Genomic DNA, 16139 nt, shown 5'->3' on the forward strand with positions numbered 1-16139 from the left:
AGCCGGATACGGGGAGCCTTCACGAGCCCTCAGTCGGGCGATCCCATATGAGGGTGTATCGGTAGTAGAAGCGCCGTCGAGTCCTGGCCCCTGGAAGCAGCCGGACTGCCGCCCGACGAATCTCGGACAGGGACTCTCGTGGAACACGAGTGACCACACCGATGTCTGAGCTCTCCCGTCGAAGGGCGCCGACCACGTGCAGAGGCAGGACGGCCAGTGCGGACAGCGTCCAGTCCCACAGGCTCTTGTTGGCGGCCAAGCCGACGACGATCAGACGCCCGCCGGGTGCCACCAGCTGACTCAGCCTCACCAGGGCGGGTTCCAGTGGGAGGTGGTGCAGCGTGGCCACGCAGGTGACCGTCTCAAAGGTGCCGATGCGCTGAGGAAGGTCCAGATCCATGACGTCGTCGAGCAGCACCTCGGCCTGCGGAGTCCGCTCGAGACGTCTGCGCGCTCGAGCAACTGCCTGCCCGTCGGTTTCAAGTCCGACGGCGCGCCGGCACACCGCCGCCAGGCGTGCGAGCAGGAGCCCGTCACCGCATCCGACATCGAGCGCGCTTCCACCGCGCAGCGCCGCGTCCCGCACGATGCGCCGGTGAAAGGCGACGTTGTGGTTCCAGTAGTCACTGGCCACTGCGGGAGCCTGGTGGAGCAGCCGCCGTGGTCGGACTGGCTGTGTCGCTCGAGGTCTTGGGGCTCTCAGCCCGGTCGGTAGACGCAGCGGTCTCCTCGTTGGGCTGCGTCGCTGATCCGCGCGCTACGACGCCGGCTTCACGCAGCAGTGCCTCGCGCAGGTGGGGCACTGCTGCGAAGTACGCCTCATCGGCGTCCTCCACCAAACGCGTTGCCCGGGCCCCGACATCTCTCCCTGCCGCTGTCATGGTCACGATCCGGGCACGGGCGTCCTTGGGATCCGGCTGCCGCGACACCAGACCGGCCCGCTCCAGCCGGCGCAGCACCTGGCTGGTGGTCTTCACGTCCATTCCCGCCTGGGTCGCGACCATCACCTGACTGGCCCCGTCCCCGTGCTCCTCGAGCCACTGCGTGCAGGCCAGGAGGACGAACTGGGAGTGTGTCAGTCCAACTGGCTCCAGGGCGGCAGCGATGTCTCGCTGCCAGGCCAGCGCGGCCCTCCACATGAGGAAGCCGGGGCTCGCCTCAGGACCCTGGAACCTTGTCTTCACATATCGACCCTAGCAGCCTCAACGAGCGAGTCGATGGCCTGCGGAAAGTCCTCGGCGATTCCCGGACCGATCGTCGGGCCTACATCGTCGGCACCGGGGCCGTCGATGTCGAGGCGGGTGGTCACAACGCTCTTCCCTTGTGTCTGCGCGGGCATGAAGGAGTGGGTGAAGGTCAGCTCCACTCCCCCGTAGGAGACCCGGTCCGCCTGGACATGAGGGGGTTCCCAGCGGATCACCGTGATCTCGATACTGTCCTGCCCCTCCGGAGTCATCGTGATCGAGGCGCCGGGTCCCACAGGCTCGCGCGGCTCGTAGCGATCTCCCTGGGGGAGCTCGATGTCACCGGAGAGAACCTTGATCCAGGTCTCCCACAGGACCTCCGCCGGGAGATCCACTGTCCGTTGGCACTCAGTCGACCACATGGCCGTCCCCTTCCTCGTCCTCCGCGCTCGGCGGTTCCGCACCACAAATAGTCTTTGTAGCGATAATCTGTGTACCCATTATTAGCGGACAGGAGTGGCGCGGGCAAGTGGAGACCCATCGGAGTTCGGCTCGGCGAGGTTCAGCCCTGTGAGCGTCGCCTGGTGACGGCCGGCCGGTATGGCGAGACGGTGGGCTCTCCGTCTAGCCAGAAGCGCCACGGGAAGGCTTCTCCGTCTCCCCCGGGGCCGGCCACCCCGGTGCGTGGCCCACGGCGGATGCGTCCGGCATCCGGTGCCTGCTGCGGCAGCGTCAGGCTGATGCGTGATCCCGGCCCGCCCAGCAGCGCGCCGTCGTCGGAGCGGTCCAGTCCCAGTGCGGCGCACAGTCTGGCCGGGCCACGGGCCAGGTCGCGGTCAGTGCGGGCTGCGGGGCGGCGTCCCCTGGCCTGCTCGAGCCCTTCGACGACCTCTCCCCCGCGCAGCAGCACCGCGCGTGAGACCCCGGCAGGTCCGGTGACGATGTTGAGGCAATGGTGCATGCCGTAGGTGAAGTAAACGTAGATGCACCCGCCGGCCTCGAACATGGAGCCGTTGCGCGCCGTGCGTCCCCGGAAGGCGTGGGAGCCCGGGTCCTTCTCGCCGCGGTAGGCCTCCACCTCGGTCAGGCGGATCGCGACACGCCCGGCCGAGTCGGCAACGGTGATGACGGCGCCCAGCAGCGCCGGGGCCGCCTCCAGACTGTCACATCTGAGCAGTGAGGCGACCTCGGCGCTCAGCTCGATCGCCGTCTCTCTCAGGGAAGCGTCTGACATCGTCCTGCCGCCCCGGCTCAGTCCTGGTCCTCCTCGCCCCATTCCTCATCGGTCTCACTGGGTTCGGGCCACTGGGGACCGGCGGGGCCGTCCAGCAAGGATCCCTCCCAGGCGAAGACTCGCAGCTCGGCGCTGCGGGCGATGGCGCGGGCGAGTTGCTCCACTACTCGCACCGGGGCGGTGCCGCCGTGCCCGGTACGGGCGGCCACCGACCCCTCGGCTGAGAGGATCTCCCGCACCCCCGGGGTGAGCCGCACATCAATGGCGGCGAAGTCGGCATCGGTCAGGTCCCACAGCTCAGTGCCTCGCTTCTCGCACTCGCGCACGCAGGCACCGGAGATCTCGTGGGCGCTGCGGAATGGCACACCGTTCTTAACCAGCCACTCCGCGATATCGGTGGCCAGGGAGAACCCCTGAGGGGCGAGCTCCGCCATGCGCTCGTAGTGGAGGGTCATCGTGCTCACCATGCCGCTGACGGCCGGCAGGAGGACGGCCAGAGTGTCGACGGCGTCGAAGACCGGCTCCTTGTCCTCCTGCAGGTCCCGGTTGTAGGCCAGAGGCAGGGCCTTGAGGGTGGCGAGCAACCCGGTCAGGTCGCCGATGAGGCGCCCGGCCTTGCCGCGGGCGAGCTCGGCCACGTCCGGGTTCTTCTTCTGCGGCATGATGGACGAGCCCGTGGAGTAGGAGTCGTCCAGGGTGACGAAGTCGAACTCCTTGGTGTTCCAGACGATGATCTCCTCGCTCAGGCGCGAGACGTCCACCGCGACCATCGCGAGGACGAAGCCCAGCTCGGCGACGACGTCGCGGGCGGCCGTGCCGTCGATGGAGTTCTCCACGGCCGCCTCGAAGCCGAGGTCGGCGGCCACGGCATCGGGGTCCATGCCGAGCGTGTTGCCCGCCAGCGCGCCGGAGCCGTAGGGGCTCACGGCGGCACGGGAGTCCCAGTCCTCCAGGCGCTCGACGTCACGCATGAGCGGCCAGGCGTGAGCCAGCAGCTGGTGGGCGACGAGCACCGGCTGGGCGTGCTGCATGTGGGTGCGTCCGGGCATGATGGCGTCGGAGGCCTGGGCGGCCTGGTCGATGAGGGCATCGACGACGTCAAGGACGAGTCCGGCGACGTGGCGGGCCTGGTCGCGCAGGTACATGCGGATGAGGGTGGCGATCTGGTCGTTGCGGCTGCGCCCGGCACGCAGACGGCCCCCCAGATCGTCACCGGCACGCTCGATGAGGCCGCGCTCCAGGGCGGTGTGAACGTCCTCGTCGGTGGCCTCCGGGACGAAGATGCCGGCGACGACGTCGGCCTCGAGACGCTCCAGGGCCTCCAGCATGCCGGACAGCTGGCCCGAATCCAACAGACCGGCCTGTGCCAGGGCGCGGGCGTGGGCCCGGGAACCGGCGATGTCGTAGCGGGCCAGGCGCCAGTCGAAGTGGGTGCTCACCGACAGGGCCGCCAGCGCCTCGGCGGGTCCTCCTGAGAAGCGTCCGCCCCACAGGCTGACGCCGGCGGGGGTCGCGTCCTGCTGAGCTTCTGAGGCGACGGGTTGGGCAGCGGATGGCTGAGCGGACTGGCTGGAGAACTGACTCATGGCTCCATCATGGCCCATCTGCCCGCACAGGTTCCTCAACGATCAGTCTGGACAGGCCCTGTCGTGGCTCGTAGACAAAACGACCCACGCAATCTTGAGGAAGATACGGAAGCGGGACCAGGACCAGCGACCCCGACCAACGGGAAGGAAGAAAGGCCTGTATCTCGGTTGGCACGCAATGCCATGATGAGCCAATGCCCGCCGAACAAGACGCACTTTTCCCAGGCAAGCAGTTCATCTCCACCGTGCTTGAGGCCCTCGAGACCAAGACCCGGATGACCGGTGTGATCGCCCACCGCTATCTCATGCGCGCGGCCATGGCCGGCATGATCGTGGCGGTCTTCTATATCGTGAACTACGCCATCGTCGGCGTCTTCGACGGCCTGCGCGTCGGAAACACCTCGCTGGCGGGGCTCGGGAAGATGCTCGGGGCTCTGTCCTTCGGCCCCGCTCTCGTCTTCATCTACTACACGAAGTCCGAGCTGCTCACCAGCAACATGATGGTGGTGGCCATCGGCCACTACTACAAGCGAATCTCGACGTGGCGGGCCCTGAGGGTGCTGGTCATGTGCCTGGCCGGCAACTTCGCCGGAGGGCTGGTCTTCGCGGCCATGTACCGCTTCTCCACCCTCGTGGGGGCGGCAACCGGCGAGCAGGCCGTGCACTCCGTGGCCGCCAAGCTCCACTACCTGTCGTCGGCCTCGGGGATCGGGGACCTCTTCGTGCGGGCGGTCCTGTGCAACTTCATGATTAACCTGGCGATGCTCCTCATCTACAACGGCTTCATCCACGAGGACTGGTCCAAGATCTTCGCGATGCTCATCTCAGTGTTCGTCTTCGCCTTCCTCGGCCTGGAGCACTCCGTGGCCAACACGGTCCTGTTCACCGTCGTCGGCCTGACGCACGGGATCGATGTCCTGCCGGCGCTGGGGAACGTGGCTGTGGCCCTGCTGGGCAACTTCGTGGGCGGAGGGCTGCTGATCGGCGGCTACTACGCCTACGCCAATGACGACTCCCGCTGGCTGCGCCGCCAGCCCCACCACAACGAGGCGCAGGCGGCCACGTAGCCGAGTGCTTCGAGGTGGTGGGACCGGCGGTGCGGCTCAGTCAGAATCCCCGACCGTTGCCGGCGCGCACGTCGCGGGCGGCGGCGAGCTTGGACTGCATCCCGTAGATCTCGATGAATCCCCGCGAGGAGGACTGGTCGAAGGTGTCTCCGCTCTCGTAGGTGGCCAGGTTGAAGTCGTACAGGCCCGTCTCGGAGCGGCGCCCGTTGACGGTCGCCCGACCGCCGTGCAGGACCATGCGAATATCACCGTTGACGTAGCGCTGCGTGTCCTCGATGAAGGCGTCCATGGAGCGCTTGAGCGGGGAGTACCACTGGGCCTCGTAGACGAGATCGGCCCAGGTCTGCTCCATACTCCGCTTGTAGCGGAGCTGCATGCGCTCCAGGGTGACGGCCTCGAGCGCCCGGTGCGCCTCGATCAGGGCCACGGCGCCGGGGGCCTCGTAGATCTCACGGGACTTGATCCCCACGAGCCGATCCTCGACCATGTCGATACGCCCCACGCCCTGGGCGCCGGCCCTGCGGTTGAGCTCCTGAATCGCCTGCAGGGGGCTGACGTCACGACCGTCGATCGCTACGGGGATGCCCTCCTTGAAGGTCAGGATCACCTCGTCGGGCAGGGGCGGGTAGGCGGGGTCGTCGGTGTAGACGTAGACGTCCTTGGTGGGGGCGTTCCACAGGTCCTCGAGGTACCCGGTCTCAATGGCGCGGCCCCAGACGTTCTGGTCGATGGAGAAGGGGTTGTGCTTGGTGGTCTCGATCGGCAGGTTGTGCTTCTCGGCGTAGTCGATGGCTACGTCACGGGTCAGCGCCAGGTCGCGTACCGGGGAGATGCAGTCCATGTCGGGGGCCATGGAGGTGATGGAGACCTCGAAGCGGACCTGGTCGTTGCCCTTGCCGGTGCAGCCGTGCGCCACGGTGTGCGCGCCGAACTCGCGGGCGGCCTTGACCAGGTGGCGGGCGATGACGGGGCGGGACAGGGCCGAGACGAGCGGGTAGGTCCCCTCGTAGAGGGCGTTGGCCTTGAGCGCCGGCATGCAGTAGTCGTTGGCGAACTCGTCGCGGGCGTCGGCGACATAGGCCTCGACGGCGCCGCAGTCGAGGGCTCGCTGACGGATCACCTCAAGGTCCTCGCCGCCCTGGCCGACGTCAACGGCGACGGCCACAACCTCACGACCGGTGGCCTCGCCGATCCAGCCGATGGCGACGGACGTGTCCAGGCCTCCGGAGTAGGCCAGGACGACACGGTCCTTGTGGATGCTCAATGGGATCACTCTTCTCTTCATGATGACGCCGCCGCAGCGGCGCCGAGGTGACTGGGGGATGTCAAGGGCGGTGGGGAGAGGTCAGGCTCGGGCCGAGGGGTCGGCCAGGGCGAGCAGGTGTCTGGCCACGTCGGCCGCGACCTGGGCGCCGCGGGTGATGACCAGGACGGTGTCGTCGCCGGCGATGCACCCCATGACACCGGGCATCATGGCGTCGTCGACGGCCCCGGCGAGCAGCTGGGCGGCGCCGGCGGGAGTTCGCAGGACCACTTGGGGGCCGGCCCACTCGGCGGTGACCAGCAGCTCGGCGCACCACCGGGACAGGCGGGCGGTGGTGTGGGCGCGCAGGGAGTCCTCGGTCTCCTCCGTCTCTAAGAGGGCACCGGTAGGGACCTGGCCGGGGGCACCGGCCTCGGGCATGGAGTAGATGAGCTCTCCGCCCGGGGCGCGGATCTTCGTGGCCCGCAGCTCCACCAAGTCCCGTGAGAGCGTGGCCTGAGTGGTGCTGATGCCGCGCTGTGCCAGGGCCTTGCGCAACTGGGCCTGGGAGCGGATGCGTTCGCGCGACAGGATCTGGACGATGCTGGCGTGCCTGGCGGTCTTGGTCCCGGGCACCAGGGGGGCCGTTGCCTCCAGATCGCGCTGAGAGGCCTCGATGGTGGTGCTCATGAACCGGCTTTCTCTGACTGTGCCCGAGCAAGAACCTCGGACAACGTGGTGGTGAACGCCCCGGCATCATCGTCGGAGAGAATGAAAGGGGGAGCCAGGCGGATCGTGTCGGGGCGAGGCGTGTTGACGATGAAGCCGCCGGCCGCCAGGGCAGCGGCGATCTCAGCAGCGGGTGGGAGCCCGTCTTCCAGCCCGACGCCGAGCAGCAGGCCCCGGCCGCGCACCTGATCGACTCCGTCAACGGCTGCCAGCTGCCTGGACCAGGCCGAGCCGAGCTGCTGAACCCGCTCCAGCAGAGACTGGCTGCGGATGGTACCGATGACGGCGAGGGCTGCTGCACAGGCCACCGGGTTGCCGCCGAAGGTGGTGCCGTGCTGCCCCGGCTCGAGAAGAGCGGCGGCCTGCCCAGTGGCGACGACTGCGCCGATGGGGATTCCTCCGCCCAGTCCCTTGGCCAGGGTGACGACGTCGGGGACGACGCCCGGGGCCAGCAGGTGGTGGGCCATCCAGGCGCCGGTGCGTCCCATTCCGGTCTGGACCTCATCGATGATGAGCAGCGCGCCGGCGGCCTCGGTCAGCTCGCGGGCCGCCTCCAGATATCCGGCGGGCAGCTCACGCACCCCGGCCTCGCCCTGAATGGGTTCGATGACGAGTGCCGCCACATCCGGCCCCAGCGCGGTGCGCAGGGCCTCGATGTCGCCGGCGGGGATGAACTCGACTCCTCCGGGCAGCGGCTCGAAGGGCTCGCGGTAGGCGGCCTTGTGGGTCAGGGCCAGCGCGCCCATGGTCCTGCCGTGGAAGGCGTCCTGGAGGGCCAGGACGCGGGGGCGCCGGCTCCCGCCGTGGCGGCGGGCGATCTTGAAGGCGGCCTCGTTGGCCTCGGTGCCGGAGTTGGCCAGGAAGACGCGGGAGTCGTGAGCGGGACGGTCGGGGAGGGTGAGCCTGACGAGCTCCTCGGCGAGGCCGACCTGGGCGGGGGTGGTGAAGAAGTTCGACACGTGCCCCAGCTCGGAGAGCTGCTCGGTGACGGACCGGATGATTGCGGGGTGCGCATGGCCCAGGCAGTTGACGGCGATGCCTGCCAGCAGGTCGATGTACTCCTGACCGTCGGCGTCCCAGACGTGGGCGCCCCTCCCCCGGACCAGGACCCGGCCGGGGGTGCCGAAGGTGTTCATGACGGCGTCGGTGTAGCGCGCCAGCCAGCCGGCGTTGCCGGTGCCGGGTCCCTTCGCCTCCGCGGTGGGTGCCGGTGCTTGCGAGGAGTGGGTCATAGGCTCTTGCCTCCGTTCAGTGGCGGGACCGGAGCGTCTCCGGGGTGGATGACGGTGCCGACTCCCTGGTCGGTGACGATCTCGAGCAGCATGCTGTGGGCCTGGCGTCCGTCGACGACGTGCGCCTGCGCGACTCCCCCGTAGACGGCCCGCAGGCAGGCCTCCATCTTGGGGATCATCCCGGCCTCGAGCGTGGGCAGGAGATCCTCCAGCGCGGCGGTACTGATGAAGGGCACCAGTGTGCTGCGGTCTGGCCAGGCGGAGTAGAGCCCCTCGACGTCGGTGAGCATGAGCAGGGTGCGGGCCTTGAGGGCCACGGCGATCGCGGCGGCGGCCGTGTCGGCGTTGACGTTGAGGACGGTCTCGGAGTCCGTCGTCAACGGGGCGACCGAGGAGATGACTGGAATGCGGCCCTGGTCGAGCAGGTCGATGATGGGCTGCGGGCTGACGTCGACGACGTCGCCGACCAGGCCGACGTCGACCTTGTGCCCGTCCACCGTGGCCAGGCGCTGCCGGGCTCGTAGGAGCCCGCCGTCCTCACCGCTGATGCCGACGGCGGCGGAGCCGTCGGTGTTGAGCAGGGAGACGAGCTCGCGCTGCACAGAGCCGGTGAGCACCATGCGGACCACGTCCATGACCTCGGGTGTGGTGACGCGCAGTCCTCCGCGGAACTCCGAGGTGATGCCCAGCCGCTTGAGCATCGCGTTGATCTGGGGCCCGCCACCGTGAACGACGACGGGGCGCACCCCGACCTGGTGCAGGAAGAGGATGTCCTGGGCGAAGGCGCGCTTGAGCTCATCGTTGACCATGGCGTTGCCGCCGTACTTGATGACCATGGTGGCGCCCTTGTAGGTGCGCAGCCACGGCACGGCCTCCAGCAGGACGGATGCCTTGGTCTGTGGGTCAAGAGGGGTACGTTTCATGTCGTGTAGTCCGCGTTGATGGTGACGTATCCGTGAGTGAGGTCATTGGTCCACACGGTGGCCTGGGCCGGGCCCGCCGACAGCTCGATGTCGATGCGGGTCTCGCGTGGGCTCATGTCCACCGCGCCCCGATTGGGTTGGGGGGCGCCGTGGCTGAAGATCGTGATGCCGTTGATGGCGACGTCGACCTCGTCGGGGTTGAAGGGGCAAACGTCCTCGGGCACGGTCCCCAGCTGGGAGAGGATGCGCCCCCAGTTGGGGTCGGCCCCCGCGACGGCGCACTTGAGGAGGTTGGAGGAGCTGACGGTGCGGGCCGCGGCCTCGGCGGCCTCCTCGCTGACGGCGCCGGAGACGGTGATGGCGATGTCGTGGGTGGCCCCCTCGGCGTCGGCCACCAGGCGCCGGCCGAGCCGGCTCATCACCTCGGTGAGCGCCTCGTCGAGCTCGTCCTGGGAGGGCGTGGTGCCGGAGGCTCCGGAGGCCAGCAGGACAACCGTGTCGTTGGTGGACATGCACCCGTCGGAGTTGATCCGGTTGACGGTTCGCGTTGTGGCGGAGGTCAGGGCGTCCTGGGCCTGCTGAGGGGTGAGGACGGCGTCGGTGGTGATGACGGCGAGCATGGTGGCCAACCCTGGGGCCAGCATGCCCACGCCCTTAATCATGCCGCCGATGGTCCAGCTCTGCTCGCCGGCACCGACCGTGAGGGCGTCCTCCTTGGAGACGGTGTCGGTGGTCATGATGGCGGTGGCGGCGTCGGTACCGGCCTGAGGCGTATCGGCCAGGGCGAGGGCCGCGGCATCGACGCCCTCCAGGAGGACGGGCATGTCGATACGCTCCCCGATGACGCCCGTGGAGCAGACCAGGACCTGGTCCGGTTCGGTGTCCAGCAGGCCGGCGGCACGGACAGCGGTGGCCTCGGTGTCCTCCAGGCCCTGGGCGCCGGTGCAGGCGTTGGCGCTGCCGGAGTTGAGGACGACGGCGCGGGCATGGCCCGCCTGCCCGCCTTCAGGACCGGCCAGGAGCCGGCGTGACCAGACCACGGGGGCTGCAACGACGCGGTTGGTGGTGAACACCCCGGCCGCGGTGTCCAGCGGCCCGTCATTGACGACAAGGGCGAGGTCGGGCTTGCCGGAGGCCTTGAGGCCGGCACGCACGCCGGCGGCGCGGAAACCCTGTGCTGCAGTCACGCTCACGGTGCGACTCCTTGGGTGGTGATGGCGGTGGTCTCCTCCAGCCCGAGGGCGAGGTTGAGGGACTGAACGGCGGCGCTGGCGGTGCCCTTGCCGAGGTTGTCGATGGCGCACATGGCCACGACGGCCTCCGCACCACGGTCGATGGTGACCTGAACGGTGGCGGTTCCGCTCCCCAGGACGGTGCCGGTGGTGGGCCAGCTCCCCTCGGGCAGCAGCTGGATGAGGCTCTCGCCACTACCGGTGGCTCCGTAGGCGTCATCCCAGGCGGCTCGCAGGGCGGCTTCGGGGTCGGGGGCCTCGCGCAGAGCCGCAGTCATGGGGGCGGTGACGGTGGCCAGGATGCCGCGGCTCATGGGGACCAGGACCGGGGTGAAGGACAGGCGTGCTGCACCGGCGGCGGCTCCGGCCACCTCCAGGTTCTGGACGATCTCGGGAATGTGCCGGTGGGTGCCTCCGACGGCGTAGGGCTGAGCCGATCCCAGCGCCTCGGCAGCGGTGAGATGGGGCTTGAGAGCCTTGCCTGCGCCGGAGTATCCGACGGCCAGCACCGCGGTCAGCCGGGAGGGGTCGAGAAGTCCGGCGGCGATGCCGGGCTGGACCGCCAGGGTGACGGCGGTGACGTTGCAGCCGGGGACGGCGATGCGCCTGGAGGCTGCCAGTTCCTCGCGCTGGGCGCGGGCTCGCGTCTCACCGTGGTGCAGGAGCTCGGGCATGCCGTAGGTCCAGGCACCGGCGTAGTCCGAGCCGTAGAAGGCCTCCCACGCCTGCTGACTGGTCAGACGGTGGTCCGCGCCGCAGTCGATGAGTAGCGGTGCGTTGCTGCCGCCCGAGGCGAGCTCCTCGAGGGCCGCCGTGATGGCTCCGGAGGCCCCGTGCGGCAGGGCCAGGACAACGACGTCGTGCCCGGCGAGGATCTCCGCCTCGGTGGGCTGGACGATGCGGTCCGCCAGGGAAAGCAGGTGCGGATGGTGCTCACCGAGCCGACTGCCGGCGGACGAGGCCGCGGTGAGTGCACCGACCTCCACCTCCGGGTGGGCCGTGAGCAGGCGCAGAACCTCACCACCGGCGTACCCGGTGGCTCCAGCAACAGCAACTGACCAAGTCATGCAACAACCATACATCCGCATGCATAGAAATGCATTCATCGTCGGTTGCTGTGACTCATCTCCCCTCCACCCTCAGGGCCGGGGACGCCAGGGACGCCGGGGGCTAGGAGCGGTCGCGGCGACTGGTGAGTGTGTCGTCATAGAGGGAGGTGGCGATGGCGTCGGCCCACTGGCGCACCTCGTCCCAGTCGCGGTAGTCGCCCTCGGTCGCTCCCCCGAGCTTGGCAATGGAGCGCTCCCGCAGGCTGAGCTTGGAGGGGTCGAAGCGGCCCGCGAAGGTCATGTGATCCTCCGGGTCGATGGCCAGCAGCACCGGTCCGATGCGCATGGGGTCGGAGACCTTGCCCTTGGGTAGGCCGGAGAGCCCCACGGAGAAGGCCCACACGGGCCTGCCTCTGAGGGTGTCTCGGAAACGCGTGGTGAAGTCGACGGCCTCCGGCATCCACGTGGTCATGTAGACCGCACTGCCCAGGACGAAGGCGTCGTACCCATCGACGTTGTCAACATCCTCGGGGCGCTTGGTCTCCACATCGATGTGGGCGGCCCGGAGCCGCTCAGCGATCACCGCGGCCACCTCATCGGTGGACCCGTGCTTGGAGGAAGAGGTCAGCAGGATCTTCATGCCGCCTAGTATTACCGAGACCACACCCGCTGTCCGGGATCCTCTGCTCGACAAAAGCACGGAAGGAGCACTGAAGGCCATGATGTGCATCACATCACGGCCTTCAGTGCTGCCAGGACAACTGGCATGACCTGCGTGGATCAGCTGCGCAGCTCGGCTCCCAGGAGCTTGGCGGCGCGCTTGACCACGCGCTTGCGCACGCCGGCAGTCTCCTCGGCGGTCAACGTGCGGTCAGGGGCTCGCAGCACCAGGGAGAACGCCAGCGACTTCTTGCCCTCGCCGAGCTGGGGGCCGCGGAAGACGTCGAAGAGGCGGACCTCTTCGGCCAGGTCCCCGGCGGCCTGCCTGACCAGGGCCTCAACCTCAGCGGCGGTGGTGGTCTCGTCGACAACCAGGGCGATGTCCTCCTTGGCCGCAGGGAAGGTGGAGACGGCCTTGACCTGGAGCGCCCCGGCGTCGCGGGCGGTCTCCAGCAGCGGGCCGAGGTCGATCTCGACGGCGCAGGCCCGCTCGGGGAGTCCGAGCGCGCGGACGACCCGCGGGTGGAGCTCGCCGGCGTGGGCGACGAGCCTGCCGGGCTCGATCTCCTTGCCCCGACGTCGGCCAGGCAGGCGGATCTCCGCGGTGCGGCCGGGGTGCCAGGGGGCATAGGGGTACTCGGGGGCGCGGACCTCGATCGTGACCCCGAGCGCGGCGGCCACGGTGCGGACCACCTCGACGGCGTCGGCCCAGTCCCAGGGCCGGCCGACCCCGAGCACCCCGGAGCGCTCGTGCTCACCGGTCATGACGGCGCCGACGTGAGTGGGCTGGGCGGGAATGCCCGCCTCGAGGGCTGCCTCCTCGGACTGGCTGGGGCGCCCGGAGACTCCGGGGATCGGGGCGGGAACGGTACCGGCCGGGTGGGTGACGGAGCCGACCTCGAAGACGGCAACGTCAGTCAGGCCGCGCGAGACGTTGCGCCGGGCGACGTCGACCAGGGAGTCGAGCACGCTGGTGCGCAGGTAGGGGGCGTCCTCGGCCAGGGGGTTGGCCAGACGGACCGTCTGTCGGCGAGCATCGTTGGCGGGAATCTCGAGCAGGTCGTGGATGTCCCCGATGAAGGGGTAGGACAGGACCTGGGTGAGTCCGGCGTCGGCCAGGGCGCGCACGATGTCGCGGCGGGCCCTCTGGTCGGCGCTCAGCCCCGTGCCGGCGGGGGCCGTGGGCACGATGACCGGGATGGCGTCGTATCCGTCGAGGCGGGCGATCTCCTCGGCCAGGTGGGCAGGCCCCACCAGGTCCGGGCGCCAGGTCGGCGGGGTGACGGTCAGCAGCGCGGTTCCGTCGTCGGCGGAGCCACCGCGCTCCACGGTGCAGCCGATGGTGGTGAGCAGCTCGGTGACGCGCTCGGTTCCGTAGGCGACGCCGGTGAGGCGCTCGGCGGCGTCGGCGCGCATGGTGATGGGCTCGGGGGCCCGGGTGCGGTTGATGTCGGTGGCCACGGGCTCGGCGGTGCCGCCGCCGTACTCCACGAGCAGGTCAACGGCGCGCTGGGCGGCAATGGGGGCCAGCTCGGTGTCCACGCCGCGCTCGTTGCGCTTGGAGGACTCGGTGGGCAGCTTGTGGCGTCGCGAGGAGCGGGCCACGCTGACCGGGTCGAAGTGGGCGGCCTCGATGAGGACGTCGCGGGTGTCGGCGTCGACCTCGCTGAGGGCCCCGCCGAAGACACCGGCCAGGACCAGTGCCCGTGAGCCCTCGCCGTCCGGGGAGTCGGCGATGACCAGGTCCTCGGGGTCGAGGCTGCGGGTGACCTCGTCGAGGAAGGTGAGGCGCTCGCCGTCCTTCGCCCGACGAACGACGATGGGGGCGGTGAGCTTGCCGGCGTCGAAGGCGTGCAGCGGCTGGCCCAGGTCGAGCATGACGTAGTTGGTGACGTCCACGGCCAGGGAGATGGGTCGCATGCCTGCGGCGGTGAGGCGGTCCTGCATCCAGGTCGGCGACGGTGCGCTCGGGTCGATGCCGCGCACGAGGCGGGCGACGTAGCGGTCGCATCCGGGGCGCCCGTGGATGGGTTGGGGGTCCTCGGGGACGACGACGTCGTAGCCGCCCTGCCCGGCGGGGGCCACGCCGTTGGGGTACAGCCCCGTGTTGGTGGCGTCGGCAGGGTCGGTGAAGCGGGCGCCGGTGGAGTGGGAGTACTCGCGGGCCACGCCGCGCATGGCGAAGCAGTAGCCGCGGTCCGGGGTCACGTTGATCTCCAGGACCTCCTCCCCCAGGCCGAGGATGCTGATGGCGTCGGTCCCGGGTGCGGGCGGCTCCTCTCCCTCGTGGCCGTGCTCGGCCAGCCACTGCTGGAGCACGATGATGCCGGAGTGGTCCTCCCCGATGCCGAGCTCGCGGGCCGAGCAGATCATGCCGTCGGAGACGTGCCCGTAGGTCTTACGCGCGGCGATGCGGAAGTCGCCGGGCAGGACGGCGCCGGGCAGGCACACGACGACGTAGTCACCGACGTCGAAGTTGTGGGCGCCGCAGACGATGCCACGGCTGGGCAGGTCGGAGGGCTCCTTGCCGGTGCCGGGGGCGTCGTTGTGCTCGGGGCCGACGTCGACACGGCAGTAGTTGATGACCTTGCCGTTGGACTGCTCCTTGGCCTCGCGGGTGAGGACCTTGCCGACGACGAGGGGGCCGGTGACGGCCGGAGGAACGATGCGCTCCTCCTCCAGGCCCACGCGCACGAGGTCGGCGGCGAGCTGCTCGGCGCCCAGGCCGGTGGGGACGTCGACGTGCTCGCGCAGCCATTCAATGGGGACGTAAGGCATGTCAGTTTCCCTTTCCGGTGGTGCCGAACTGCTGGGAGAAGCGGATGTCGCCCTCGACGATGTCATGCATGTCGGCGATTCCGTGGCGCAGCATGAGGGTGCGCTCCAGCCCCATGCCGAAGGCGAAGCCCGTGTAGACCTCGGGGTCGATGCCGCAGGCGGTGAGCACGTTGGGGTTGACCATGCCGCAGCCTCCCCACTCGATCCAGCCGGCGCCGCCCTTCTTCTGGGGGAACCACAGGTCCATCTCGGCGCTGGGCTCGGTGAAGGGGAAGAAGGAGGGGCGCAGGCGGGTGCGCGCCTCGGGGCCGAACATGGCCTTGGCGAAGTGGTCCAGGACGCCCTTGAGGTGCGCCATCGTCAGGCCCTTGTCCACGGCCAGGCCCTCGACCTGGTGGAAGACGGGGGTGTGGGTGGCGTCGAGCTCGTCGGAGCGGAAGACCTTGCCGGGGCAGGCCACGTAGAGCGGGGGCTGCTGCTCGAGCATGACGCGGGCCTGGACCGGGGAGGTGTGGGTGCGCAGCACGAGGTTGGCAGCCTGCCCCTCTCCGGCCCCGACACTGGCACCGTCGATGTAGAAGGTGTCCTGCATCTGACGGGCGGGGTGGTCGGCGTCGAAGTTGAGGGCGTCGAAGTCGAACCACTCGTGCTCGACCTCCGGCCCCTCGGCGATGGACCAGCCCATGGAGGTGAAGAAGTCGCAGACCTCGTCGATGAGGACGTCGAGGGGGTGACGGGCACCGGCCTGCGTCCGCGAGGTGGGGATGGTGACGTCGACCGCCTCGGTGCGCAGCATCTCCTCCTCGGCGGCGGCCTCGAGGGTCTCCTGCCTAGCGGTCAGAGCCTTGGCGATGCGCCCGCGAGCGCCGCCCAGGAGCTTGCCGGCGGTGGGCTTGTCCGCCTTGTCCAGGGTGCCGATGAGCCGGTTGGCCAGGGTCAGGGGCGAGGCGTCGCCGGTGTGGGCCAGGCGGGCCTCCTTGAGCTCGGCGAGGGTGCCGGCTGCGGCGAAGGCGGCCAGGGCCTCCTCGACGGCGGCGTTGATGCCGTCCTCGTCCAGGGGCGAGAGCGCGCCGGGAGCGTCAGTCATATTGCGGTGCCTTCCACCAGGTGTCTCCGGAGTTGTCCGCCCTTAAGGGTAGTCCGCGCCGTCGTGTGGGTGTGAATCGTCCCGTCACCGGGGTGGCGCGGTGGCCGCTACCCAACTCGGTCGTGGGTTGGGCAT

The 16139-nt window shown here is 69.6% G+C and carries 15 protein-coding genes; 1 reads left to right on the plus strand and 14 read right to left on the minus strand.

Annotated elements, in window-relative coordinates; genetic code table 11:
* Positions 1 to 19 precede the first annotated feature (19 nt).
* The 5 genes from JJJ14_RS07470 to argH form a co-directional block, all read right to left on the minus strand.
* Complete coding sequence (locus JJJ14_RS07470) at positions 20 to 634, minus strand: class I SAM-dependent methyltransferase (RefSeq protein WP_201443747.1); 615 nt, start codon at positions 632 to 634, stop codon at positions 20 to 22.
* Complete coding sequence (locus JJJ14_RS07475) at positions 624 to 1184, minus strand: MarR family winged helix-turn-helix transcriptional regulator (protein ID WP_201443748.1); 561 nt, start codon at positions 1182 to 1184, stop codon at positions 624 to 626. The genes JJJ14_RS07470 and JJJ14_RS07475 overlap by 11 nt, the downstream gene beginning before the upstream one ends.
* The gene (locus JJJ14_RS07480) at positions 1181 to 1606 is read right to left on the minus strand and encodes a hypothetical protein (protein ID WP_009393965.1); all 426 of its coding nucleotides are present in this window, start codon (positions 1604 to 1606) and stop codon (positions 1181 to 1183) included. The genes JJJ14_RS07475 and JJJ14_RS07480 overlap by 4 nt, the downstream gene beginning before the upstream one ends.
* Before the next feature lie 140 nt (positions 1607 to 1746).
* Positions 1747 to 2418: a DNA-3-methyladenine glycosylase gene (locus JJJ14_RS07485; RefSeq protein ID WP_075376292.1), complete on the minus strand. Its 672-nt coding sequence runs from the start codon at positions 2416 to 2418 to the stop codon at positions 1747 to 1749.
* A 17-nt stretch (positions 2419 to 2435) separates the two neighbouring features.
* Positions 2436 to 4022: an argininosuccinate lyase gene (gene argH, locus JJJ14_RS07490; protein ID WP_201443749.1), complete on the minus strand. Its 1587-nt coding sequence runs from the start codon at positions 4020 to 4022 to the stop codon at positions 2436 to 2438.
* A gap of 176 nt (positions 4023 to 4198) precedes the next feature.
* Between argH and JJJ14_RS07495 the strand changes: the two genes are divergently transcribed.
* On the plus strand, positions 4199 to 5071 hold the full coding sequence (locus tag JJJ14_RS07495; RefSeq protein ID WP_075413892.1) for a formate/nitrite transporter family protein: 873 nt from the start codon (positions 4199 to 4201) through the stop codon (positions 5069 to 5071).
* A 40-nt stretch (positions 5072 to 5111) separates the two neighbouring features.
* Here JJJ14_RS07495 and JJJ14_RS07500 read toward each other — a convergent pair whose 3' ends face one another.
* The 9 genes from JJJ14_RS07500 to pheS form a co-directional block, all read right to left on the minus strand.
* The gene (locus JJJ14_RS07500; protein ID WP_201443750.1) at positions 5112 to 6335 is read right to left on the minus strand and encodes an argininosuccinate synthase; all 1224 of its coding nucleotides are present in this window, start codon (positions 6333 to 6335) and stop codon (positions 5112 to 5114) included.
* 81 nt (positions 6336 to 6416) lie between these two features.
* Entirely contained in the window at positions 6417 to 7004 is a 588-nt protein-coding gene (locus JJJ14_RS07505) for an ArgR family transcriptional regulator (protein WP_201443751.1), read from the minus strand.
* A complete protein-coding gene (locus JJJ14_RS07510) occupies positions 7001 to 8275 on the minus strand; it encodes an acetylornithine transaminase (RefSeq protein WP_201443752.1) in 1275 nt (424 codons plus the stop codon). Before JJJ14_RS07510 ends, JJJ14_RS07505 begins: the two co-directional genes overlap by 4 nt.
* Positions 8272 to 9198 (minus strand): acetylglutamate kinase, encoded by a 927-nt coding sequence (gene argB / locus JJJ14_RS07515; RefSeq protein WP_201443753.1) that lies wholly within the window; start codon positions 9196 to 9198, stop codon positions 8272 to 8274. The genes JJJ14_RS07510 and argB overlap by 4 nt, the downstream gene beginning before the upstream one ends.
* Complete coding sequence (gene argJ / locus JJJ14_RS07520) at positions 9195 to 10391, minus strand: bifunctional glutamate N-acetyltransferase/amino-acid acetyltransferase ArgJ (protein WP_201443754.1); 1197 nt, start codon at positions 10389 to 10391, stop codon at positions 9195 to 9197. Before argJ ends, argB begins: the two co-directional genes overlap by 4 nt.
* A complete protein-coding gene (gene argC / locus JJJ14_RS07525; RefSeq protein WP_201443755.1) occupies positions 10388 to 11497 on the minus strand; it encodes an N-acetyl-gamma-glutamyl-phosphate reductase in 1110 nt (369 codons plus the stop codon). Before argC ends, argJ begins: the two co-directional genes overlap by 4 nt.
* Before the next feature lie 103 nt (positions 11498 to 11600).
* Positions 11601 to 12119, minus strand: a complete 519-nt coding sequence (locus JJJ14_RS07530) for a flavodoxin domain-containing protein (RefSeq protein WP_201443756.1) — start codon at positions 12117 to 12119, stop codon at positions 11601 to 11603.
* 140 nt (positions 12120 to 12259) lie between these two features.
* Positions 12260 to 14917, minus strand: coding sequence for a phenylalanine--tRNA ligase subunit beta (pheT, locus tag JJJ14_RS07535; protein WP_201443757.1), 2658 nt, complete (start codon positions 14915 to 14917; stop codon positions 12260 to 12262).
* Position 14918: 1 nt separating this feature from the next.
* Positions 14919 to 16004 (minus strand): phenylalanine--tRNA ligase subunit alpha, encoded by a 1086-nt coding sequence (pheS, locus tag JJJ14_RS07540; RefSeq protein ID WP_010613724.1) that lies wholly within the window; start codon positions 16002 to 16004, stop codon positions 14919 to 14921.
* Positions 16005 to 16139 lie beyond the last annotated feature (135 nt).

Source organism: Actinomyces sp. HMT 175 (assembly GCF_016694895.1).
GTDB lineage: Bacteria > Actinomycetota > Actinomycetes > Actinomycetales > Actinomycetaceae > Actinomyces > Actinomyces oris.